The 22,144-nt window shown below is 46.5% G+C and carries 14 protein-coding genes; 2 read left to right on the plus strand and 12 right to left on the minus strand.

The window, feature by feature from the left end; all coding sequences use genetic code 11:
* Position 1: 1 nt before the first annotated feature.
* The 9 genes from BGX12_RS01275 to BGX12_RS01315 are packed head-to-tail and all read right to left on the minus strand — an operon-like array spanning position 2 to position 16,251.
* Positions 2-2,659 carry a TIGR02171 family protein gene (locus BGX12_RS01275; protein WP_109734291.1) on the minus strand — a complete coding sequence of 886 codons (2,658 nt, stop codon included), beginning with the start codon at positions 2,657-2,659 and terminating at the stop codon, positions 2-4.
* A 2-nt stretch (positions 2,660-2,661) separates the two neighbouring features.
* The gene (locus BGX12_RS01280; RefSeq protein ID WP_146196212.1) at positions 2,662-5,433 is read right to left on the minus strand and encodes a TIGR02171 family protein; all 2,772 of its coding nucleotides are present in this window, start codon (positions 5,431-5,433) and stop codon (positions 2,662-2,664) included.
* The gene (locus BGX12_RS01285; RefSeq protein WP_109734293.1) at positions 5,433-8,216 is read right to left on the minus strand and encodes a TIGR02171 family protein; all 2,784 of its coding nucleotides are present in this window, start codon (positions 8,214-8,216) and stop codon (positions 5,433-5,435) included. Before BGX12_RS01285 ends, BGX12_RS01280 begins: the two co-directional genes overlap by 1 nt.
* Complete coding sequence (locus tag BGX12_RS01290; RefSeq protein ID WP_109734294.1) at positions 8,213-10,981, minus strand: TIGR02171 family protein; 2,769 nt, start codon at positions 10,979-10,981, stop codon at positions 8,213-8,215. Before BGX12_RS01290 ends, BGX12_RS01285 begins: the two co-directional genes overlap by 4 nt.
* 19 nt (positions 10,982-11,000) lie before the next feature.
* A complete protein-coding gene (locus BGX12_RS01295) occupies positions 11,001-11,726 on the minus strand; it encodes a transglutaminase family protein (RefSeq protein WP_109734295.1) in 726 nt (241 codons plus the stop codon).
* 8 nt (positions 11,727-11,734) lie between these two features.
* Positions 11,735-13,753, minus strand: coding sequence for a hypothetical protein (locus BGX12_RS01300; protein WP_233246202.1), 2,019 nt, complete (start codon positions 13,751-13,753; stop codon positions 11,735-11,737).
* Positions 13,754-13,789: 36 nt separating this feature from the next.
* Complete coding sequence (locus tag BGX12_RS01305) at positions 13,790-14,611, minus strand: hypothetical protein (protein WP_146196213.1); 822 nt, start codon at positions 14,609-14,611, stop codon at positions 13,790-13,792.
* Between the two features lie 16 nt (positions 14,612-14,627).
* Positions 14,628-15,422 (minus strand): hypothetical protein, encoded by a 795-nt coding sequence (locus BGX12_RS01310; protein WP_109734297.1) that lies wholly within the window; start codon positions 15,420-15,422, stop codon positions 14,628-14,630.
* Positions 15,406-16,251, minus strand: a complete 846-nt coding sequence (locus BGX12_RS01315; protein WP_370245159.1) for a TIGR02147 family protein — start codon at positions 16,249-16,251, stop codon at positions 15,406-15,408. Before BGX12_RS01315 ends, BGX12_RS01310 begins: the two co-directional genes overlap by 17 nt.
* 217 nt (positions 16,252-16,468) lie before the next feature.
* On the opposite strand from BGX12_RS01315, the gene BGX12_RS01320 reads away from it, so the two are divergent.
* Together BGX12_RS01320 and rdgB are read left to right on the plus strand one after the other, a co-directional pair.
* The gene (locus BGX12_RS01320) at positions 16,469-16,660 is read left to right on the plus strand and encodes a TM2 domain-containing protein (protein WP_109734298.1); all 192 of its coding nucleotides are present in this window, start codon (positions 16,469-16,471) and stop codon (positions 16,658-16,660) included.
* Between the two features lie 13 nt (positions 16,661-16,673).
* Positions 16,674-17,306, plus strand: coding sequence for an RdgB/HAM1 family non-canonical purine NTP pyrophosphatase (gene rdgB, locus BGX12_RS01325; protein ID WP_109734299.1), 633 nt, complete (start codon positions 16,674-16,676; stop codon positions 17,304-17,306).
* 170 nt (positions 17,307-17,476) lie between these two features.
* On the opposite strand, the gene BGX12_RS01330 is transcribed toward rdgB, so the two are convergent.
* The 3 genes from BGX12_RS01330 to BGX12_RS01340 all read right to left on the minus strand — a co-directional run bounded on the left by BGX12_RS01330 (position 17,477) and on the right by BGX12_RS01340 (position 22,074).
* Complete coding sequence (locus tag BGX12_RS01330; RefSeq protein ID WP_233246203.1) at positions 17,477-19,933, minus strand: putative LPS assembly protein LptD; 2,457 nt, start codon at positions 19,931-19,933, stop codon at positions 17,477-17,479.
* 138 nt (positions 19,934-20,071) lie between these two features.
* Positions 20,072-20,875, minus strand: a complete 804-nt coding sequence (locus BGX12_RS01335) for a PDZ domain-containing protein (protein ID WP_109734300.1) — start codon at positions 20,873-20,875, stop codon at positions 20,072-20,074.
* An 86-nt stretch (positions 20,876-20,961) separates the two neighbouring features.
* Complete coding sequence (locus BGX12_RS01340) at positions 20,962-22,074, minus strand: hypothetical protein (protein WP_233246204.1); 1,113 nt, start codon at positions 22,072-22,074, stop codon at positions 20,962-20,964.
* Positions 22,075-22,144 lie beyond the last annotated feature (70 nt).

A 22,144-nucleotide genomic window follows, 5' to 3' on the forward strand; every position in this document is an offset into this window, starting at 1 on the left:
CTTACTCAAGAGTTGCAATCAGGGAATCCAGACGAGTGGAGAATCGCTTGGCTCCACCGGCGCAAAGATGATCATAGTAGGACGCCATCGAAGATGTATAATCATGATCACCCATCTTATTTTCATCGAACAGAATGAAATTCTTGGACTGGTATTCCTTAATGCGTTCAACCATTTTTGCAGCAAGGCTACGGCGCATTCCATGACGGCCAAAAGCACCTGTATTCTTATAGGCTGGAGACTGCGGGAAAATTGCACCAATCACGATTACATCCTTCTTTGCAGCTATTTCCACAAGTTCCTGCAGAGCAAGGAAACTGTCTTCCAACATCAGGGAATCCGTAGAAGTCGTCGTATCTGTAGCAATAGGCGGATTATCCTCCCCCCAATCAGAACATACTGCCGAAATAAATCCGTTTTCGCTCATATAGGTTTTCGGGCCGTTGTCTACACCAGGAGCATTAGAGGTCAGTTCGTAAAGTCCTTTGGGATATCCGCCCTGCCAGTAGTCATGATTTTTATCATAGACAAAACCAGGAAAAATCTTGTAGGTTCCCTTGAAGAAATTATACACATCCACATCCGATTTCCACCAGAAATCAAGATCCAAAGAAACAACAAGATACTTCAACTTTTTGAAATGAGGCAGAATATAATTCCGTACAAGATCTCTCGAAGTAAAAATGGAATTAGGAGTTTGAGCCAAATTTGCAACAACGGTAGGAGTATTCATCAGCTTGGGACGAATACCGTTGAACGGTCTCGAAGATCCCACAACCACAACGTCAGCAGTATCCTTCAATTTCCATAACAGTTCCATTTTGTAACGCCAGAATACATCTTCCTGCAAGAAGTTATCGCTCACGTACAAGCCGGCACTATCCACACTCAGAGTCTCATCAAGCTCTACATTCTTGAGATTTTCATCCACCCATAAGCAGGGATGGAATAAATCCGTACCCGCCACTAGCTCCGTAAAGGAACTATCAGACAAGTCCACCAGAACAATCCTTTCGTGATTTCCAGAAGTTCCTGTAAGAGTAGCCACAACAAAACCTGTTTTTCCCACCCATTCCGTATGGTCAAAGGCATAATTTTCAGGAGCGGAAACCATCTGAATCAACCTACCCGTACTATCCGCAATAAGCAGCTGCTCATGGACACCATATTTATGTCCGACAAACTCAGCCCCTTTTCCATTGTTGCTACCAAAATCAAGGAACAACGTACGTTTGGTCCCATCCTGGGAAAGGGAGGCATTACAAGCCTGTTCCTGATTATACCACAGGGTATCAAGAGCTTGAGATTCAAAGACCGTTCCATTTTCGCCTTGAGCAATTCGGGCACGAAGTTTCCTAGCACCAGTCACCGCAAGCCTTTGATCCTGACTTATCCCTCCATGATAGGCCCCGTCAAAAAGCTTTTCGGGAGTTCCAAAAACACCTTTTGCAAATGAAACCTGCCAGGTACTGCGAGAAAAGAAATCTCCATCGTCAGCATTATTGCCACTATCGGTAACATAGACTAGCACGGTGTCGCCTTCCGGAGAAATTCTCCATCGGGGGATAGAAGCATTGTCCACCTTCAGCAAAACAGGAAAGCTATTTTCAGACAGCTTACGAGCATATACATTTGATTTCCCAGTGATACCTTCCGAGCCCGTAGAGAAAGCAACCCACTGTCCATCAGGGGAAATATCTGGATGGAACATTTCCAGCGAATCCGTAATATCTACAAGACGAGGCCTTCCATTGTTAAAATCAACAAAGGCAAGATTTCCATTCAAATTGTTTCGGAATGCAAGTTTTATCCGATAGGATTTCAATTTTCTGAAAACATCCTGAGAGGTAGCCTGTAAAGATACGGTTCCGTCAACAGTTGTTCCCTGATTGGTTAGCCATTGTGCCCCTGGAATTTTTCCATAGGCTAGACGAAAACCTACGTAATAAATACGGGTGGATGAGGAAACCGTATAGATATCTCCTCGATTATACGAATTCACATTAAACTGATCAGAACTATAATCACCCCCCTTCAGAACATGTTCATCAAGGGAGCCTCCGTTAACAGCACCTACAAAATCAGTAATGGTCGTATCCTTCAAACGTCCAAGCCAGTCATTTACCCATTCTTTCACATGAACAGAATTTTCAATTTCATTAAAGGCATATACCCACTCCGCCTCCGTAGGGATGCGGAAGCCCTCCACCTCGCTATTAAATTTCAACCCCACAAGATTAATGCAGCTTCCCTTATTATCTCGCTGAACCTTGGAATAAGAATAAACCGTATCCATTTTTTCAGCCTTGCTTCGGGCATTGGCATAAAGGACTGCGTCGTAATAGGTAATATATGTTACGGCGCCACTGGCATCGCACATATGATCGACAGGCATATCCTGATACTTGGAAAATTCATCACAGGAAATTTCATCACTGCTGATATAGAAATCATAATCCAAGACCACATTCATCTGTGGTGCATCCATCGTCTTAGCGTTTTCCATATTCGTCCCAAGAATCACAGGATTCTTAGGAGCCTTCAGATGGACAAATCCCTCCAGGTCTTTTTCCTTACCAGCTGCAGACGATGCGGAAGAATCCGTATCACTACACGCTGCATACATCAGCAGGAAAAAGGCCAGAAGAAACTTCATCATGATTACTCATCCAAAACTTTCATCAACAAGGTATCAAGGCGTCCAGCCACCTTCACCGCTCCCTTCAAGCCCAAATGATCTTCGTTAGAGAAGTCTTCGTATTCGTAGTCGTTAACGCCATCCTTATATTCATCAAAAATAAGGAAGTTATCATACTTTTCCTGCAGGGACTTCATATCATTCTGAATTTCCTTGGCATCATCCATGGTCAAGCCATAACGTCCCCATACTCCCTTCTTCACATAATAAGGAGACTGGGGGAAGACAGCGCCAATAACAAGAATACCCTTCGCCTTTGCCGAGTCTAAAATTCCGACCAGTTTTTCACGATTAAATGCATAGGCATCAGGATACTTGGAATACCATTTTACATCCCAGGATACTTCCGGATTTTCATCCACCCAACCCTCAGATTCAGAATGGTACACACCATTGTTGTAACCAAAGGTATAAGACTCTTCGTCATCCGGAGTCATGGCGCTACGAGTCAAATTCAACATGCTCTTGGGCACCCCATCCTTCCAGAAAGAATGATTTTCATCATAACGATAACCAGGAATATTCCCAAACCATTCCTTCCAATTATCATCCTTCACAAACCAGCGGTCATAATCCAAAGTGATGACAACAGCCTTCAACTTGGGCATCAGAGGAATGATATAGTTATTCACGAAGAAATTCGTTGCAGTAAGATCTTCTGCGGAATAGGCAAGATTAATGGTAAAATGAGATGTTACCGCAGTAGGATCTAAGCCCGCAAAGGAACGAGACGAACCAATGACTGCAACTTCTGTAATCTCACGATATTGCCAGAAATACTCCATCTTGATTTTCATGATTCGAGTAGTAATATCCGAGGTCGCTGTCATATAAACGCCAGCACTGTCCAGATTCAGGAATTTTTCCTCTTCCGGAAGATTGACGTTCAAGACGCGAAGACACGGATCCCACAGTTCGTCTCCCTTCACCAAGTCCGTTACGGAACTATCCTGAAGATCGATGAGCACCAGCTTATTATGGCTACCGTTAAAATCATAAACGGAGGCAACTGCAAGATTTTTACCGTTGACCCATTCCGTATGGTCAAAAGACATATTGTTGGGAGCAGCAACACTCTGAATCAGATTGCCAGCACTGTCTGCTATAAACATACGTTCATGAACACCGTATTCCTTACCGACGAATTCACGACCCGGACCATCCTTCTTTGCAAAGTCCAGGAACAGGGTACGCTTGCTGCCATCTTGAGATAGAGAGACATTACAAGCCTGAGCACTATCAAACCACACGGTATCTACGGGGGATGATTCTCTTTCGAAATGAGCCCTCAGGAGACGGGCACCAGTAACAGCAAGGCGACCATCAGGAGTTACGCCCCCATGGTAATTTCCGTCGAACAACTTTTTAGGAGTTCCAAACTGTCCATTGGAGAAGGGCACTTGCCAAGTACTTGTTTCCGTAAAAATGGAATTTTCCGTATTGATATCAGCGGATGTCACATAAACAATTACGGTATCCCCAGCGTCCGTCACGGAGAAACGGGGAATTGCAGCAGATTCCACATCCAGCTTTACCAGGTTGGTACCAGCCAAATTGAGGCGACGCACATACAGTTCGGATTTGCCAGGAAGCCCTTCCCCACCTGTACAGAAGGCAACCCACTCCCCGTCAGGGGAAATATCCGGATGCCTTACCTTAAGGGTGGAATCCTTGATTTCCTTTACAGAGAAAGAACTTTCATTGAAGTTCATGTAAACCAGGTTGTTTGTCAGCCGGTTCACAAAAGCAAGCTTTGCACGAAGGGTACCCAGCTTATTCTTGAGGGTAGAAGACTTTACCAGCGGTTTCAGGAAAGCGGAAGAAGTAGAGCCATCGGCAGCCATCCACACAGGCTTTTCAATTTTACCGAAGGCAATACGACCGCCTACATAATTTGCCTTGCTTTTCGAAATGATGGTATAAGTATCCAGACGGGAATGAAGTGTGGTTCGAGCCTCACTATGCTTAAAGCTACCGCCCTTTAAAACACGTTCACCAAGGGATCCTCCATCAGGAGCGCCTACAAAATTCGTAACGGTCGTATCCTTGAAATAGCCGAGCCAATCACTCACCCATTCCGCAAGATTTCCAGCCATATCGCAAAGGCCCAAGCCATTTCTAGCTTTAGAGCAGACTTCATGAGCATTGTCCCCGGAATTGGTCTGGTTCCAGCCATCGCTCACATTCCAGCCATGAGATGCAGCAAAGATCCATTCCGCTTCCGTTGGCAAACGATATCCTTCTACATCAGGATTGAACTGGAAATTTTCAAATCCATTGACATGGTGGACACTATCATAATCTACGTAGGTGTAGGTATAGACCGTATCATAACCTTCAAGTTTGGAACGGTTATTCACATACAAGACCATGTCACCAAAAGTCGTATTGGCAATAGGAAGGTTTTCAGAACCAGGGGCAGGTTCCCCGCCCATGACTTTGGCATATTCCGCCTGAGTGACTTCGTGTTCCCCAATAGAGAAGTCATAATCAAACTTCACCTTCATTGCAGGAGATTCTTTCTTGTTAGCATTTGCATTATTGGTGCCAACATAGGTGAAGTGCCCTTTTGCGTGAATTCGAATCAATCCCTCATGAGTGGAATCTTTACCATACTCAACCTCGGTATCATCGTATTCCGTCTGACACACGGGATTCGCATCATGATGCGAACAAGACGCAACCAGGGCTATTAGCCCTAATGTGCCCATGAGATTCGTAAATTTTCCAGCCACTATTTTCCTCCCAACTGATTGAGAACCGAGTCAATCCTAGAAGTAATCTGATAAGCACCATCGCCATTCAAATGATCATAGTCGTACGCGAGACTATCCGAATAATCATGATCACCCATCAGATTTTCGTCAATCAAACGGAAGTTGGAGAAATCCTTTTCCATATCGTGAAGAGTTTCAATCAACTTAATTGCATGGGATCTGCGCATTCCATGACGCCCAAAAGAACCCGTCTTCTTGTAATAGGGGCTTTGAGGGAAAATAACACCCACCACAATAACATCCTTTTCCTTTGCCTTCTCAATAATATCAGTCAGCTGGGAAATGCCATTTTTCAGGAGATCCGTATAGTCACTCCAGGTAGAGTCTGCAACCAAGGCGATGCCATTCGTCCAGGAACGTTCACCCGAATATTCCAACCAGCCGTTTCTCTGGCTAATGAATTTCAGGTGGCTACTTTCCTGAATATATCGGTTGCTCAGTTTCTTGAGAAGATCATAGCCTTGATCAACCCAGAAATCATGATTGGCATCATAAAACAATCCAGGAACACTTCCCAGATTTTGGCTCAAATTGACGCCAGGAGCCTCGCCCCACAAATCAAAATCCACCCCCACCACAAGGAACTTCAATTTCTTACAATGATTCAGGGCGTAGTTCACCGCAATATAGCGTGACACCTCCATATCAGAAGGGATGGTCGCCATATTGAATGAAGCTCCATAGGAAATGCGATTCGATATAAAACCTAAACTCATACGGGAGGAACCAAGAGCCACCACTTTTAAGTAGTTGCACTTATTCCAGAAAACATTCATTTTCGAAGCAATCAGCTTAGAATCCACGCCCTCATAATAAATGGCCGCGCTATCTCGATCAAGTTCGTTAATTTTTTCATCATCAATGAGGGAGGCCTTTTCAACCCAGAAGGTTGGGTGCCAGATTTCCGTACCTTCAATCAATTCTGTAATGGAATGATCCATCAAGTTCACTAGGACTATCTTTTCATGGGCACCGTCGTTAGTCGTAAGGCTAGCGACAATAAACGGCTGGTATCTGGACAAGGTTGTCATATAACCACCCAGAGCCCATTCCGTATGATCAAAAGTGTATCCGCTGGGTGCGGCTACAGAATCAATCAACTTGCCCGTACTGTCTGCGATAAGGATGTATTCATGCCTTGCATAGGAATGTCCAATGAATTCCTCGCCAGTCTTACTGGCAAAATCAAGGAACAACGTGCGCTTGCTACTATCCTTAGCCAAGGATGCATTACAAGCCTGCTCCTCATTGTACCAAATTGTATCTAAGGAAGAATCATCCATCACAACGCCTGCTGAATCCGCGATTCTTGCACGCAGGCGCCTTGCTCCAGTAACGGCAAGACGATTATCGTAGCTAACACCTCCATGATAAGCGCCGTCAAACATTTTTTTCGGAGTTCCAAAATGATAATTACTAAAAGGGACCTGCCAGGTGCTTGTACTCTTAAAGGTTCCGTCGCTCGTATTATCTCCAGCGTTGGACACATACACAATGACCGTATCCCCATCTTCCGTCACACGCCAGCGGGGAATAGCAGCGTTTTTCACGTCAAGTTTAACAAGGCTGTCACCGTTTACAGTCAGCTGCCTTACATAAATGGACGAAGGACCGTCAATACCTTCAGTCCCAGTGGAAAACGCTACCAGGCTTCCATCTGGAGAAATATCAGGATGGAAACAATTCAGGGTATCCTTGATTTCAATAGCCATCTGGGGAGCATAAGAATAATCCACAAAGGCAAGATTATGCGTCAGCTCATTACGGAACACTAGCTTGGAACGGGCTGTTCCCACCAGGGTACGCAAGGCACGAACGCTAATCTTAGGAATCAGGCGATCTTCTACGGAGATTCCATCGTTACTCAGCCACATGGCATTGGGAATACGACCGAAAGCAATTCGAAAGCCAACATATACCGTATGGGAGTTGGAAACCACATCGTAGGTATCCCCCCTACTTGTAAAACTGGTGAATTCCTTGGGAGTCGTAAAGCCCCCACCCTTCACAATACGAGTTCCGGAGAGCGCACCATCAGGAGCACCGGCATAATCGTAAACTACAGTGTCCTTGTAAATCCCTAACCAGTCGTTCATCCATTCCATGGCATTGCCGGCCATGTCGCAAAATCCTTCACGATTTTCCCCCTTGGAACAGACATTATGGACCCGACTCATACCATTTTCCTGCGTCCAGGCTTTTTCCACATCCCAATCCTGACTTGCCACCAGCATCCATTCCGCTTCAGTTGGCAGGCGATATGCATCCACATCCGGAGAGAACTTCAAAGCTTCCATTCCAGAACATCTTCCATCCACGTTGATTAAGGCGGAAGAGTAGGTATAGGCGGTATCATAACCTTCAGCCTTGCTTCGGGCATTGGCATAAAGGATCGCATCATAATAAGTCAAATCCGTAACAGGCAAGCTATCAGAAGACTTGACAAAAAATCCCCAGTCATCCGTAGTATACTTGCTAAATTCAGCACGCGTAACTTCGTGCTTGCCTAAGGAAAAATCGTAATCAAACCGAACCCCCATCTTGGGTTTTTCGTTGAAAAGCGCCTTTGTGCGATTGGTTCCCAGGACAACAAAGCCATCCTTGGAATGAACATAGATTAGCCCTTCATGGGACTCATCATTATCCATCTCCACATTGGTGGATCGCAGTGCATAGTCATCGGACGTTGTACACGCACACAGACAAATCACCCCAAAAAGCAAAATTATCCACTGCTTCATTTGCTATCCCTCCGTTTTTCTAACCCCAGAAGAATCGAGTTCAGCCTTTCCGTAATTTGCGGAATGCCTTCGGCACAAAGGTGATCGAAGTCCACGGCCATCTCGTTCCCATAATCGTGATTACCCATCTTATTTTCATCCATCAGGACAAAATTCGTATAAGTTTTCGAAAAACCATCTATTTTTTCAATCAGACTCTTCGCCACACTGCGACGAAGACCGTATCGGCCAAAGGCTCCTGACTTCGCATAAGCAGGACTTTGCGGGAAAATCACACCCACGACAGAGATGTTCCGTTCTTCGCATTTCTTAATGATATCTTCCAGGACTTCCAGGGAATTTTTCAGATATCCCCCGTCATCCATGTAAGTGCTATCGATTTCAATTTCAGGAACAGTCCCCCAGGATCCACAGGCAGAAGGAGTATGGCGGCCTCGGTCATACGTGTACAGGATTGCATCTTCCGTTCCAAGGGCCTTTTCCGTTGCCTGTAACAGACCTGGAGGTACGCCGTCTTTCCAATAGTCATGATGTTCATCATAGACATAACCCGGATAGCGTTTCACATCCTTATAGAAGAAATTATCGCCACCATCGCCATCGATTTTCCACCAGAAATCAATGTCCAGGGAAATCACCACATGTTTTAGATTTTTCAGATGGTTGAGGATGTACTTGTCCAGGAAATCCCTGGTTGCATAGATGGAATTCGGAGTATGCGCAAAATTGATTGCAAAGAATTCATTGCTTAAAAGGTCCGGACTTAGGGAATACAACGGACGGGAAGATCCAAGAATAGCCACATTTGCAGAATCTGCATAACGCCATAACAATTCCATCTTATAGCGCATAATCACGGATGCCCAGCTATCATTTTCCTTCAGGTATACGCCAGCACTATCCATATCCAGGCCTGAATCCTGAAAATCATCGACACCATCCACCCACATGGCAGGATGCCACAACTCCTCCCCTCTTGCCAAAGCCAGGACAGAATCTGTAGACATGTCTACCAAGGCAATCTTTTCATGAACACCATTATAGTTGGTCAAGGACACAATCGCATTATTTCCAAAAGTCCACTCGCTATGATCAAAAGCATAATCATCGGGAGCAGATACATATTGAATCAGTTTGCCGGTGCTGTCCATCACCTGGATTCGTTCATGAACGCCATAACCCTCGATGTTGTTTTCCTTATCCGTCTTGCGGCCAAAATCCAGGAACAGCGTGCGCTTGCTATCATCCTTTGAAAGACTTACATTGCAAGCCTGTTCGCCATTATACCAGACGGAATCCACCACACCTTCGTCAGACTCCGTACGAGAGCGTAGCAGTCGAGACCCAGTTACGGCCAAACGGTCATCACGAGAAACACCTCCATGGAAGGCTCCATCGAAAAGCTTTTGAGGTTTCCCGAATTTTCCATTGGAGAACGGGACCTGCCAAGTGCTACGTCCCATGAACAAATTCTTGTCGGAATTATCCCCCGCGTTGGTCGCATAGACAATCACCGTATCGCCACCCGAAGTAACCCTCCAGCGGGGGATAGCAGCTCTTTCTACATTCAGCTTTACCAAATCAGAACTAATCGGGCTGAGAGTACGGACATATATTTCGGATTTTCCATCTACACTTTCGATACCCGTGCAGAAGGCAACCCACTTTCCATCAGGAGAAATGTCCGGATGGAAAACAGATACATCATCTTCAATTTCAAAGACTTTAGAACCTAAGGAATAATCAATGAATTCCAAATTTCCGGTAATATGGTTACGGAACGCAACCTTGACCTGCATCGTACCAAAGCGTTTCTTCATTTCAGTAGAACTGACCAAGGAAACCGTATTGGACGAAGAACCTGAGCCTCCATTCATCCAGGCCGGATCAGGAATCGCACCATAAGCAAGACGGAACCCCACATAGTCCGCATGAGTTGCAGAAGTCACTACATAGTCATCCCCACGGCGATAGGCATTTGCATATTCCTTACTATGCTTGAAACTACCGCCTTTCAAAACTCTTTGACCCAAGCCATCTGCCTGAGGAGAGCCCATAAAATTCGCAACCGTGGTATCCGAGAATTTTCCCAGCCAGTCGTATACGAATTCCTTCACGTTTCCTTCCATGTCGCAGAAGTGCACAGAATCCGAAACAAAATGACACACAGAGTGGGGACGGTAATCGGAATTTTCCGAATTCCAGCTACTATCCGGTTTCCAGCGAATACGAGCAGCTGCCATCCATTCCGCTTCAGTGGGTAAACGGAAAGCATCTACAGTGTTACGCAAGGTAAGTCCCGTAAGACCACTACAATGTCCTTCCCCATCAATGGTTACTGACTGGTAGGAGTAAGCCGTATCAAAACCATCCGCAATGCTTTTAGCATTTGCAAAAAGGATAATGTCATAATAGGAGACATTTGTGGCAGGAAGGTCATCTTCATCACAGGCGACCTTGGTAATCATGCCTTCGGGAAGATCAGCCTTCCCCATAATTTTATTGAATTCACCGCAAGTTACCTCGCTCTGTCCAAGAGAAAAATCATAGTCAAACATCACCCTCATTTGGGGACGTTCATTTTCCTTGGCCGTAGAATCCTTCGTACCGACAACAACGGTTTTGCCGGTTGCTTTTAGCAGAATGTATCCCGGGATTTCGGAGGTACGAGCAGAAACCACGCCTGCCCTGGAGGAAGACGAATCATCAGAGCAGCTACTGAGCAAAGCTGCCAACAACGCGACAAACAGCGCAACGCACTTCATCTGCTCAAAAAATAGAAAATTAGCGTTCTTTAGCTATATTCTGGTTAACGGAAATCCCTGGATATTCAGGAAAAAACTCTTCTGCCAGGCGGTACCATTTAAGGGCTCTGGGAGCATCATCTTTCAAGTAAAGATTTCCCACATCGAAAGTGGCCAATCCCACCAACTGCCGAGCTAAAAGAGGTTTGAATTCAAGCCCTGTCCAGGGACCTGCCTTATACTTTTCACGGTACTCCTCATCGGTATAGGCATACCCCCTACGATTCGGTTCCAAATTGACAGAAGTTTGTCCCTGAATTCCATACCGCAAGAAAACATGTCCCGGAAGAAGGATCGGCTGCAAGTCAATTTGCCGATCTTCGGCCACCATCATGGCAAGCCAGGCAAGACCGACGCAACCCGATTTCTTATTTTGCAAAACCTGAAGCGGGAATACCACCTCCTGAGAGGATGAAGCATTCTCCGCGCCCGCAAATTGAATATTCCAATAGCTCCAGAGAAGACTCTTTAATGACTGCAAAGTATCCCCGGTTACAGACAAAGTAGAATCATAGAATCGAAGTCCATCATTCCACTCCGGCAGGGAATCCACGCAATCTATTGACTTTCCCTCCATGGAACAGGCCATCTCCAGATAACTCAAGTCACCCCCACGACCGCCCCACAGAAGAACACCTCCTGCCATACCCAGCAGGAGGAATACAGCCACCACAACGTAGTTCACAACTGTATTAGACTTTTTCATTTATTCCATTAACGAAGTGCATCCCATTCCATGGGAGATTGCCAGAGGTCTCTAGCCGTCATCATGTAAATGACCAGTCTCTTACTCTGCATATCCTTCTTCATCTTCATCATGCGGCTACGGACACCAGGACCGCCGCCCCAACTGGTAAGGACCTGTACATCCAAACCTGTTGCATAAGCCAGCAAGGAACCCGGGCCACCGCTCTTCTGGTCCACACTTTCAAAGACGCCAGTAAAGGAATCGCCCATCAGGAGAATCGGAGAATTCTTCCCGCCCTTGTAGGTTTCCGTGCCCTTGTAAACCTTCATCACATTCAGATTATCCGCAGGATACTTGGACTTTTCCGCATCCGGCAAATGAGCTACCAGGTCACCTTCACGGAGGGTCTGCGTTTCCTGCAAGTTCAAGCTACCAGGTTGAGCGCCAGATTCCGCATACCAGCTGTACTGAGTTACACGACCTGCCAGAAGTTCCATGGCAGCAAGTTCACCAGGCAAAGCCCAATGGGTATCGTAACGCTGGAAACTGTAATGAGGCGGTTCATCCCCAGCCTTTGCAGCCATAAGCGCAGGATAAATATCCAGCACGTCGATGCCGGCTTCAAGAAGTTCCTGGGTAAAGGCGCGACCTTCAAGGTTGACACACAGGTCGGCAGCGGTACCCGGCACCAGCTTCTCGCCGTAGATTTCTTCCTTCACGGGAACAGGAACCACCAGCAGCTGGATTCCCAGCGAATCCAGATAGTTCTTTAATTCAATCATTCGCGGTAGCGGGTTATGAAGGCTATCCTGACCGCTAATCTTGTCCGCCAGCAGGTAGTTTGCGTTACGACGGAACCAGAGGAAACCGCCCTCCACCTTGTTACCATTTACATCCACTTCAGCCCAGGCGTTCTGCTCCTTGGGAAGTTTCGCCATCTGTTCCGCCAGGGACTTGCGGAAAGCCGCAGTAGCTTCGTTGGCAGGACACGTTCCCTTTATTGCATTTAAGGTTTCCAAGCGGAAAGTAGAACTGGTATCCAGGTGACGATCTACGGGAATCACTTCACCATGAGCCATCAGGGAATCCGCCACCTGCTTTGCACGAATCACCTCGTCCGTCATACGGAAAGCGGGAGCCTCAAAGCCAATCCACATGGGAGATCCCATAGGATTGCCGCGCATCACCGCAAAAGGCCTTCCGTTTTCCCAGGGAGCGCCAGCCGTATGAGGTTCTAAGTCCGTATTCAAAGTGGGATACCAGTAGGAAGAGAGAGTCCGAGCCCAGTTCAAGGCATCGTCGGAATTCATTTCTCCCGTCAAGTAGTAGTTGAGAATTTCCGCAACTTCACCTATAGAAGTCAGCTTCAGCTTACCGTAGAAAACATTGCGTCCAGTCCACAGTGCAGGAAGAACTTCCACCCACCAGTCAATGGCATTAGAACCTGCATTGGCATTGGAGGAAGGAACGCCCCACAAGCGGGTCACACTCTGGAACGCCCTGAAAACCTCCGGTTCATTCCACTTCACCGCTTCCACACCATTCAGCAGAACGGACAGGGAATCTGAACCCGTCTGGGAGTATAAAAGTTTTGCGAAGGGTTCCCAGGCGATAGGTTCCACCCCCGTCACCGCATTGGGTTCATAGCTAGAAAGGGAATCCAGCATAGGGAACGGATAATCAGCCAATTTTGCACCGGCCATAACGCCCTGGTAATTTTCAGGCTTTTCTTCCTTACCGGCCAGGCGAATAGGGTTGTTGAAATAGGCTGCAAAATCAAGAGCCGCCAACGTGGGCTTATCCACCACACGGATCTGCTTGTCTCCGGAAACAATTTTCATTTCAAAAACGGTCACCGCCTTGGGAGCCACATAGCGAGGCATATTGGCTGGGGCAGAATTTCCCCCACGAATTTCCGCTACCGCAGGAGGAACAGAACCCGATTCTACATTACTATTTCCGGCACAGGCCATCAATCCAAAAGAAAGAGCCGATGCAGCAAGTGCCGCACCGACCTTCAAATAATTTGCTTTAAAATTTTTCATATTCACTTAATGAATATATAAAATTTCAAGCAGTTCCTAATCTAAGCCACCTCGACAGTTTATTGCAGAACAGCCTATACCCCGTTCCCCGTCATTCGATTCGTAGCGGCAATAGAAATTCATGGCCTCCACGGCATACATATCGCACCATTCACTACAAGCTCTTTCGGGATCAGCCTGAAACAATTCAGACTTTTTCGGATTTGCAAGACAGCTGGAAACGCATTGGTCGCGAGCCGCCAGCAAATCCTGACGGATCCAAGTTTCGCCATTTTCCACCTGATTAAAGGACGAACAATTATCAGGCCCACAGATTGCATTTTTTACCACAATAGGAGCGTTCAAATCCAATGTTCCATCACAAGTTTCCACTGCAAAGAATTCCTGGATTTCATCATCCAGCAAGGGGGTATCCATATTTTCGTTTGGAGCAGCCATCGTAATGACAATGGAATCCTGACCTACATGGTCTAAATTGTAGTAAGCATTATTTCTACTGTGCTCCCACGCCACCAGATAGTAATGACAGTTCTCAGTTCCACCGCGCTGATCCAGGCGATGCTTTAAAACAGGCATCAGACGATGGAAAGTCCATTCATTCACGGGAATCAATGTCGGTTCACTAGGTAAGTTGCACATTGCCGAATATTGGGTATTCCTATACCCCAGCAAATAGATACTGGGATTAAAAAACACCATGGAATCCCCAGGAACTTCATCCGCTACGGACGCAGATTCTTTATCATTTTTAAGCGAAACGGGATTCCTTTCCGAATTCGCCTGAGTCGAAGCATTTTCCGAACATGCCGCAAAAGCAAGAATTGCAGAACATGCCAACATCGTTTTTAGAAAGTCCATCCTAACCTCCCTTTGTTTACTTGATTTCATTTTCCCAGCGGTCACAGTCATTCTTAAACTGTTCCGCCTTTTGTGTAAGTTTTTCCTGAATACCTTCCGGCAAATAGTACTCGTACCAGCTGCGATTTACGGTTCCATTATCGCAGCCATTGCGATCCCAGTGACCATAGACACCACTAATACCAAGAATTTCCAACGAATCTGCATGAGGAACCACGTAAGATTCAAATTCATCCAGCAAGTCCTTGCACAAGTCCCAACGATTTTCAGTTAGATGCGTTGCCATTGTTTTTACATACTCATTATCCATTTCGGGATCTTCGTAATATAGGATTGATTCCGACATCTCAATGAATTCCGCACCGGCAGTGAATTGCACTCCCACCCTATAACTCGTATCACTATCCACAACCTTTACAAGGCAGTGGGCAGACTCGTAGAACACATCTCCTTCCCCATCCAACAATTTACCCGGGCAAATGTTTTCGCCAAGGTCATTCTGGCAGGAATCAATCCTGGACGCGGTATCCAAAGGAGTATGCGGAACATCCATAGGATAAACAGACGGAACGGTATCAGGAAACACAACAGAACTTGATGACACCTCAATGACAATATCATGTTCTGGAGGAAGTTGACCAGAAGGAGATTCGCTAGCAGACGAATTTATGGCAATAGTATTCTTATCCTGATCCACATTGGCATTGGGATCCGTTACGGTTCCATTAGCCACACCATTGTCACTGCAGGCAATCAGCAACGAACAACTAGCAATAAACCCACCCATAAAGATTTTAAGAATCTTGTCCATCACTAACCTCCATCTTTTTTGCAGTCAGCGGAAAGAGCTGCAAATTCAAACGATAAACTCGTTCAGCATCATCTGCCGCTGAAACCACATCCACAATTTGGCGTCTGCAATCCTCTAGAATTTTAAGCACACGACCATAAGTTTCGGCTCCTAACCCCATTGTAATCCCCGTAATACTACGTTCATTCACCCCAAAATCATCTACAGCACCTTCTGCAAACCTTGCCATGTCCCGATGCATGGTGCGGATGGCCACAGGCAACGCCTCGGCAGAACCTTCCAAGGATCTTTCCGCCTGTTCATAAACGTCCTCGCCAGTCTTTTTTAAAAGACCCATGGCTACCAAGTCATGAAGGACCTCCCGAACCTCCATGGCGGTAATTTCCTGATGGCACATCTTGGCAAGCGTCAGAGGCTTTGCCCCCGGCATGATGGAAGCCAGTTCACGAAGCACGGGATATTTCCAGGATTCGTAGAACTTGAAAGTTTCACCATCAAGGATGCGGACCTTGTGCGCCTTGGCGATTTCCCGCATTTCGGCATAAGCCTTCTTTTTATCTTCGTCCTGCTTGGCCTGCCCAAACAGAACTAAGGCGCGGAAATACACCAGCTCAAAACCAACGAGACCCATGGCAGCCGCAGTCCGTTCCACCCCAATCTGGCTCAGACCGCTTTTGCCTTCGCACACCAATTTCAAGTAAGTGGGCGAAGAAAATCCGGCCTGCTTCGCAAATTCCCGCCAAGAAAATACGGAAGTTCTCTTACGGTTGTCGTAAAAGTCCTGCATATAGGCGCGGTAATTGTCGTATTCTATCACGGATTTCATCATACCCTAAATATACCATCTCGCATCGTACTCGTCAATACTTTATGATACATTTTCTTTTGTTTTTGAAATATTTAAAGAATTATTACACATTTTTACAAAAATACAAATATCTATGATACGCTCCGTATCATAAAAGTCACGGTAACACATCCAAGAAGCAAGAGTGTTACAGAGACTGTACAGTTTCTATATTTATGTACAGAAAAAGGATTTTCTTATGACCGCAAAAGGTGAACACAATAAATGGATAGCCCTAGCCCTCTGCATTCTGCTGGGCTACCTTGGACTCCATCGTTTTTATGAAGGCAAGATTGCCACAGGCATTCTTTGGCTATGCACCGGCGGTCTCTGCGGCGTAGGCATCGTGATCGACGCCATCCTTATTGTATTGAAACCCGAAAAATATTAAAGCTCGTATTTTTATGAAATCTCTGTTCGTTATCGCCACAGGAAGCGCAGGAAAGATTCGCGACTTCGCCCATATTCTCGGAACTGAAAACAAGGAATTCAAGACTCTGAAGGACATCGGCTTCGACGGCGATATCGTAGAAGACGGAGATTCTTTCGCTGCTAACGCCAAGATAAAATCCAACGTTACCGCCCAATGGCTTGCCGCCCGCGGTATCGAAGCCACAGTTCTTGCAGACGATTCCGGACTTGAAGTTTTCGCCCTCAATGGGGAACCGGGAATTTACAGCGCCCGCTATGCAGGTGGCCACGGCGACGATGATGCCAACAACACCAAGCTCATGGCAAAGCTGGAAGGTATCGAGGATCGCAGCGCCCGCTATTTCTGCGCACTTTCCTACCAGCAGGTTATTCCTGATGCCGACGGCAAGCTTACCGTTACCGAACCAAAAATTTTCGAAGGAGAATGCCGCGGTAACATCAACTACGCTCCCGTCGGTGACATGGGTTTCGGTTACGATCCGCTTTTTGTTCCCAATGGGGAAACCCGCACTTTCGCCCAGATGGAACTGGAAGAGAAGAAAGTCATTAGCCATAGAGGAAACGCAATCCGCGCACTGAAGGCTGCTCTTTCTAGGGGTTTTTAGGGGTTAGGGTCTAGGGGCTAGGGGCTAGGGCGTCAAGATGTAAATGTTTTTGATTTCAGGATAATTACACCCTTATATTTCATACGGAGTATTCCCGAAATCACTAACCACTAATCACTAACCACTAGCCACTAATCACTACCCTAGGAAATGGGGCAGCCCCTTGCATCTTACTTAGTTTCAGTGCTACCGGCGTTCAGCTTGATGTCAGGTAGATCGCGAACGTAAATGGAGAAGCTCCATCCTGCAGCAGGCCCCGTAGGAGTCCAGGTAAAATCCAGCTGCCAGCAATGCAATGCACGATTGAAGGTAAACTCGTGTGAAACGAAACGACCTTCATTGTAGTTATAGCGGGTACTATAGGTCATTTCCCAGTTGCGGGTCGGCTGCAGACTAGCAGAAATTCCCGTAGAATGAGTCACACGATCCTGGAACAAATCACGAGCGACACGATTACTGCTAAAGCTATAACTATAGTCCAGACCGAAGGACCACTTCAAAGTTTCATACTTTCCCATCTGGGATGGAAGCCCGCCATTAAATTCGCCACTCCAGCTAAAGCGTTTGGAGAAGTCATATCCCCAATAAGTCAATTCCGGAATCTGGACCTTATTGGGATCTTCCGTATACTTATGGTAGAAACTATGGCGAGTGTTAATGGTAAAGAGATAATCCGGCAAAATCTGGAAACCGAAAGACGAACTAATATCGGAGAATCTCAGGGAATCCGCAGCAAAGTTATAGGACAGGTTATGCCTTGTAGTAAGCAGACGGCGGTTTCCGTACTGTTCTTCTACAGCCTTGGCAGTATCTCCCTTCGTCGTATCCGGCTTATAACCTGCCACCTTCAGGTACTTGATATCAAAGTCATTATTCAAGCCGAATCCAACCGTCTTCTGTTTCGTCTGGTAAGGATTCTGGCCCAACAGCGGATGAGGAGCAAACTTTTTCACCGTATCGATTTCAGGAGCGTATGTATACGAGATCTTGGGAGAAAGTACATGACGGACACCGGTGAATCGTCCAATTTCTGGAACCCAGATACCATACAGTTTCGTGTCGGCCGTAATGCTATAGTTATGGTTGTAAGCCACCTGGCCATAATCATCATGCTCAGGATCCAGCAAATAGCGCTTGCGATATTTCAGGGAATCATTGGGGTTCACCCAGCCCGTTCCCGTCCAATAGCCCGCAAAAGAAGCCCTAGGAGTAATGTTGATGACATCAAACAGGGAGCCCGAATAATCCAAGGAGAAATTACCCGTATACCCCACATACTGTGCAGTAGTATCCACGTCGTTAATGGTATCTCGTGCACGAACGGTATTATAGTTGAAGCGGTTGCTAAAGCTATAGTTCAGTTTTTCCAAATAACTCAAGAAGGAACCATCTTCTGCAGCCACGTCATCTTCATCTATTTCAAAATCAAAAAGAGGACCGCTCATATTATACTGAACGTCCGGCAGCTGACGTTCCAGGCGATCTGTCACCAGGTTATGGTCCTGGCTGGCTTTTACCGTAAGACTCTTGTTATTCCCGAATCGGCCTGAATAAGTCAAGGATGCCTTGGCCTGCTGGTCAAGAATCGTCTCCGCATCCAAGGCATTATCCTTACGGACATGCTGGCTACTAACGAAAGAACCGTTGCCACTTAAGGTATGCTTGCCATCCGGAGTAAGATTCTGCTTATGGTTGAAGCGGATGTCGTAGCCACTATTGCCCAAGTCGAATTCTTCCAGGTAAGCCGTGTAAGAAATGTTTCCATCCAGTAGATAGCGTTTCTTGTACCGCACTTCACCCGTTACCGTTGAGCGTTCAAATCGGGCTTCCTCGCCTTCGATAATATCGCCCTTCAAGGTGGCATCCCAGTAATCGTTAGCGGCATAATAGAAACCCAAGTTACTCATGTAGTAGCCTTGTTTCTGGTCGCCACCAAACTTAGGTGTCAAAAGACCGGACTTACGGCCGCTCTTCAGGGGAGCTACCACCATAGGCAGCACAGCCACAGGCACATCCGCAATATTCAGCACCACAGGCCTAGCCGTAATCGTTTCCTTCGGCTTCACCACCATACGACGGCCATAGAAATAAAAATGCTGATGGGTAGAATCATTACAAGTACTAAAATCGCCTCGGGCAATCTGGATACGCTGATCCGGCAGACGACGAACTTCCATACCGTTCAACTGCTGGTTATCCTGATATGTGGTGGCATAATAGATTTCACCAATCTTGCTCTTCATATTGTACTTGAGACGCATTCCCGACAAGGACGGGTTCTTGGTTTCCCTCAGAATAGGATCACCAGCGGCCGCCAGCACGCTATTCTTCTGGTCAAACCAAATGGTGTCCGCATCCAATGTGGCCGTACGATACTTCAGCTGAGCAGTATTATTCAAATTGAAAGTGGAATTTTCCACGTCATATTCCAGGTCCACCGCACGATATTCCACCGTGTCCGTACCCGTAGTGTCACTCATCCAGTCTACTTCGGTAGTATCCTCTTCCACGTCTTCTTGCACTTCCAGCTCAAAGCGGGTCATCTCCTGACCGAACAGGTCAGGAGTCAAGGCCAATACAAACACAAAAACGGCCCAAAGACATCTATGGGTTCTGGATAAAATCACGTTGGGCCAAAAATAGCTAAAACAAGTACGCCAGATTACAGGCACCAAACTAAAACAGCGTATTTTACCATAAAAAAAATGACCTGCAGGATAACCTGCAGATCACTCAAAATTACTTTATACTAAATACCAGTCGAATTACTTCAGCACAGCATTCTTACCGCTGATGGAACCGTTATGTTCGATAGTGACCATATAGCGGCCGCTAGGAACATTTTCTGCATTCCAGCGGAGAGTGTTGTAACCGGCTTGAGCGTTATCCGCACGGAGAGTTGCAACCTGTTCGCCATCAGCATTCATGATGGTAACGATTGCGGTACCAGCGGACTTCAATTCAAAGCTTACAGCCTTACGGTTAAAGCCCTTGAGAGAAGCGGAGGACGGCTTTGCGGCAGTAGGAGATGCCTTGGGAGCAAATTCGTCGGCCTTTTCAACGTAGATGCCATTCAGGCCTGCTGCATTGACTGTCCCTTCGGGAACGCGATAGCCGTGCTTCAGCACAGCAACCAGCTGCTTTTCGCTCTTGGAGCTTGCATAGGTTTCCAGTTCCTGGGCGTTAAATTCGGTCTTGTCACCATACCAGGCTTCTACACCTTCGCTTTCCAGGTCCTTCACGGTGATCTGAGCACGGCGAATGACGGTAGACAAGGTGTCGGCACCGCTCACGAAGGTAATTTCCAGGGGCTTGTTCACCTGGCCACGGAGCTGTTCCTTGGAAAATTCAATGTTCTGGCCCTTCAGACTCACACCATCCACAGAGATAATCACATCACCGGCCTGGATCTTGGTATCAGCAGCAGGGGTTCCAGGAATCACTTCGGCAACCTTGACACCGTCGCGAAGCTGATAGATGGTAACACCGATGCCGCCGAAAGCTTCGTCAGCCATTGCAGGAGCAGCAACCATAGCTGCAAGCAGAGATGCCTTAATCAAGTTCTTCATAGGAGTTCTCCTTACTAAATTCTTCTACAGGAAATATACATCTATTTTGGAATAAGCGTTACAGTCAAATAGGGTATAAAAGCCTTCTATTCGAACATTACGCCCTCTTCTTCCCCGTCATCATAATCTTCCATAGTTTTTTCTCCCGGAACTATGACCAGACCCAAGGTCACCGGTTCCCCCTTGGCATTCAAATAGGCCTCTAGGTACAGGGAGGAGGACAAGCGAAGAAGACGCAAATCCAGCATGGTTCCGCCCTTATGGATGCTCTTGGGGTTCAAATTGAAGAACAGGAACTTTTTATTGATATATTCAAATCGATCCTGCTCGTAATTGATGGACCATTTGGAATCCCCATCGTTTTCCTGACGGTAGAGGCATTCATCATGGTCAATATCGCACTCAAAACTGGCACTTTCCTGATATTTCTTATTCCATTCACGACTAAAGGAACAGGACTGAATACGGCCACCGCCATTACGATGTTTATTCAGCTGGTCGTTGATGACAACGTAATCCATCTTCATGTTCTTCACCTGTTCGTAAACACTCATCAGAATGATATAGGCCTCAATATCCTTCGGGCACTTGCCGGAAAGGTTCACATCCTCATGAGCCTTCAGCAAGGTCTGCTGGAGTTCCACGTCAATGGCATCGGGAATTTCACTTTCGGCGATCTTATCCAGAACTTTCTTAGGGGGAATGAACACCACCTTGTCACCCTTCTTCACAGCAAAGCCCAGCTGGTCGCGGATGTAGTCCAGGCACTGCTGGACGTGAATATGAACTGTATTGGAGGCGGCAGACACGAAGTCCACGCCAATACGGACGTTCCATTCACCAGCGGTACTACCATTCTTGTCCAAGTCGCAGAACGGTTCTTCACGAATACCATCCACAAAAATCACCTTGGCGTTCAGCTTGGTCACCAGGGATTCATCCTTCTTCATGACACCACCCAGGCTCCAGAAGTTGGGATTCATGCGAAGGACTTCTTCAAAGGCCTTGTCACCATCCAATGCCGGAAGCAAGGAATCATTACGAGCATTCTTTTCCTGCATCAGCTCAGAATACTCCGTGGTAACGGTCATGTTGCTAAAGCCATTACGGGCAGCAGGTTCCGGATAGGCAAACACAACCGAAACAAGCAACAACAGATGAAGAGCGAAAAGGGATAGGAGTAAGCGAGAAATTTTCATATCGTTTTTTTTTAATCCTCTATAGCCGATTCTGAAACAAGTTCAGAATGACTGTGTTCACATAATCTAG

It is taken from the genome of Fibrobacter sp. UWR4, from assembly GCF_003149045.1.
Lineage (GTDB): Bacteria > Fibrobacterota > Fibrobacteria > Fibrobacterales > Fibrobacteraceae > Fibrobacter.

What these genes read in the sequence shown, in the direction of transcription:
- BGX12_RS01275 (WP_109734291.1), bottom strand. Translation starts at nt 2,659, where the DNA reads ATGATGAAGTTTCTTCTGGCCTTTTTCCTGCTGATGTATGCAGCGTGT.
- BGX12_RS01285 (WP_109734293.1), bottom strand. Translation starts at nt 8,216, where the DNA reads ATGAAGCAGTGGATAATTTTGCTTTTTGGGGTGATTTGTCTGTGTGCG.
- BGX12_RS01290 (WP_109734294.1), bottom strand. Translation starts at nt 10,981, where the DNA reads ATGAAGTGCGTTGCGCTGTTTGTCGCGTTGTTGGCAGCTTTGCTCAGT.
- BGX12_RS01295 (WP_109734295.1), bottom strand. Translation starts at nt 11,726, where the DNA reads ATGAAAAAGTCTAATACAGTTGTGAACTACGTTGTGGTGGCTGTATTC.
- BGX12_RS01300 (WP_233246202.1), bottom strand. Translation starts at nt 13,753, where the DNA reads ATGAAAAATTTTAAAGCAAATTATTTGAAGGTCGGTGCGGCACTTGCT.
- BGX12_RS01305 (WP_146196213.1), bottom strand. Translation starts at nt 14,611, where the DNA reads ATGGACTTTCTAAAAACGATGTTGGCATGTTCTGCAATTCTTGCTTTT.
- BGX12_RS01310 (WP_109734297.1), bottom strand. Translation starts at nt 15,422, where the DNA reads ATGGACAAGATTCTTAAAATCTTTATGGGTGGGTTTATTGCTAGTTGT.
- BGX12_RS01315 (WP_370245159.1), bottom strand. Translation starts at nt 16,251, where the DNA reads ATGATGAAATCCGTGATAGAATACGACAATTACCGCGCCTATATGCAG.
- BGX12_RS01320 (WP_109734298.1), top strand. Translation starts at nt 16,469, where the DNA reads ATGACCGCAAAAGGTGAACACAATAAATGGATAGCCCTAGCCCTCTGC.
- rdgB (WP_109734299.1), top strand. Translation starts at nt 16,674, where the DNA reads ATGAAATCTCTGTTCGTTATCGCCACAGGAAGCGCAGGAAAGATTCGC.
- BGX12_RS01335 (WP_109734300.1), bottom strand. Translation starts at nt 20,875, where the DNA reads ATGAAGAACTTGATTAAGGCATCTCTGCTTGCAGCTATGGTTGCTGCT.
- BGX12_RS01340 (WP_233246204.1), bottom strand. Translation starts at nt 22,074, where the DNA reads ATGAAAATTTCTCGCTTACTCCTATCCCTTTTCGCTCTTCATCTGTTG.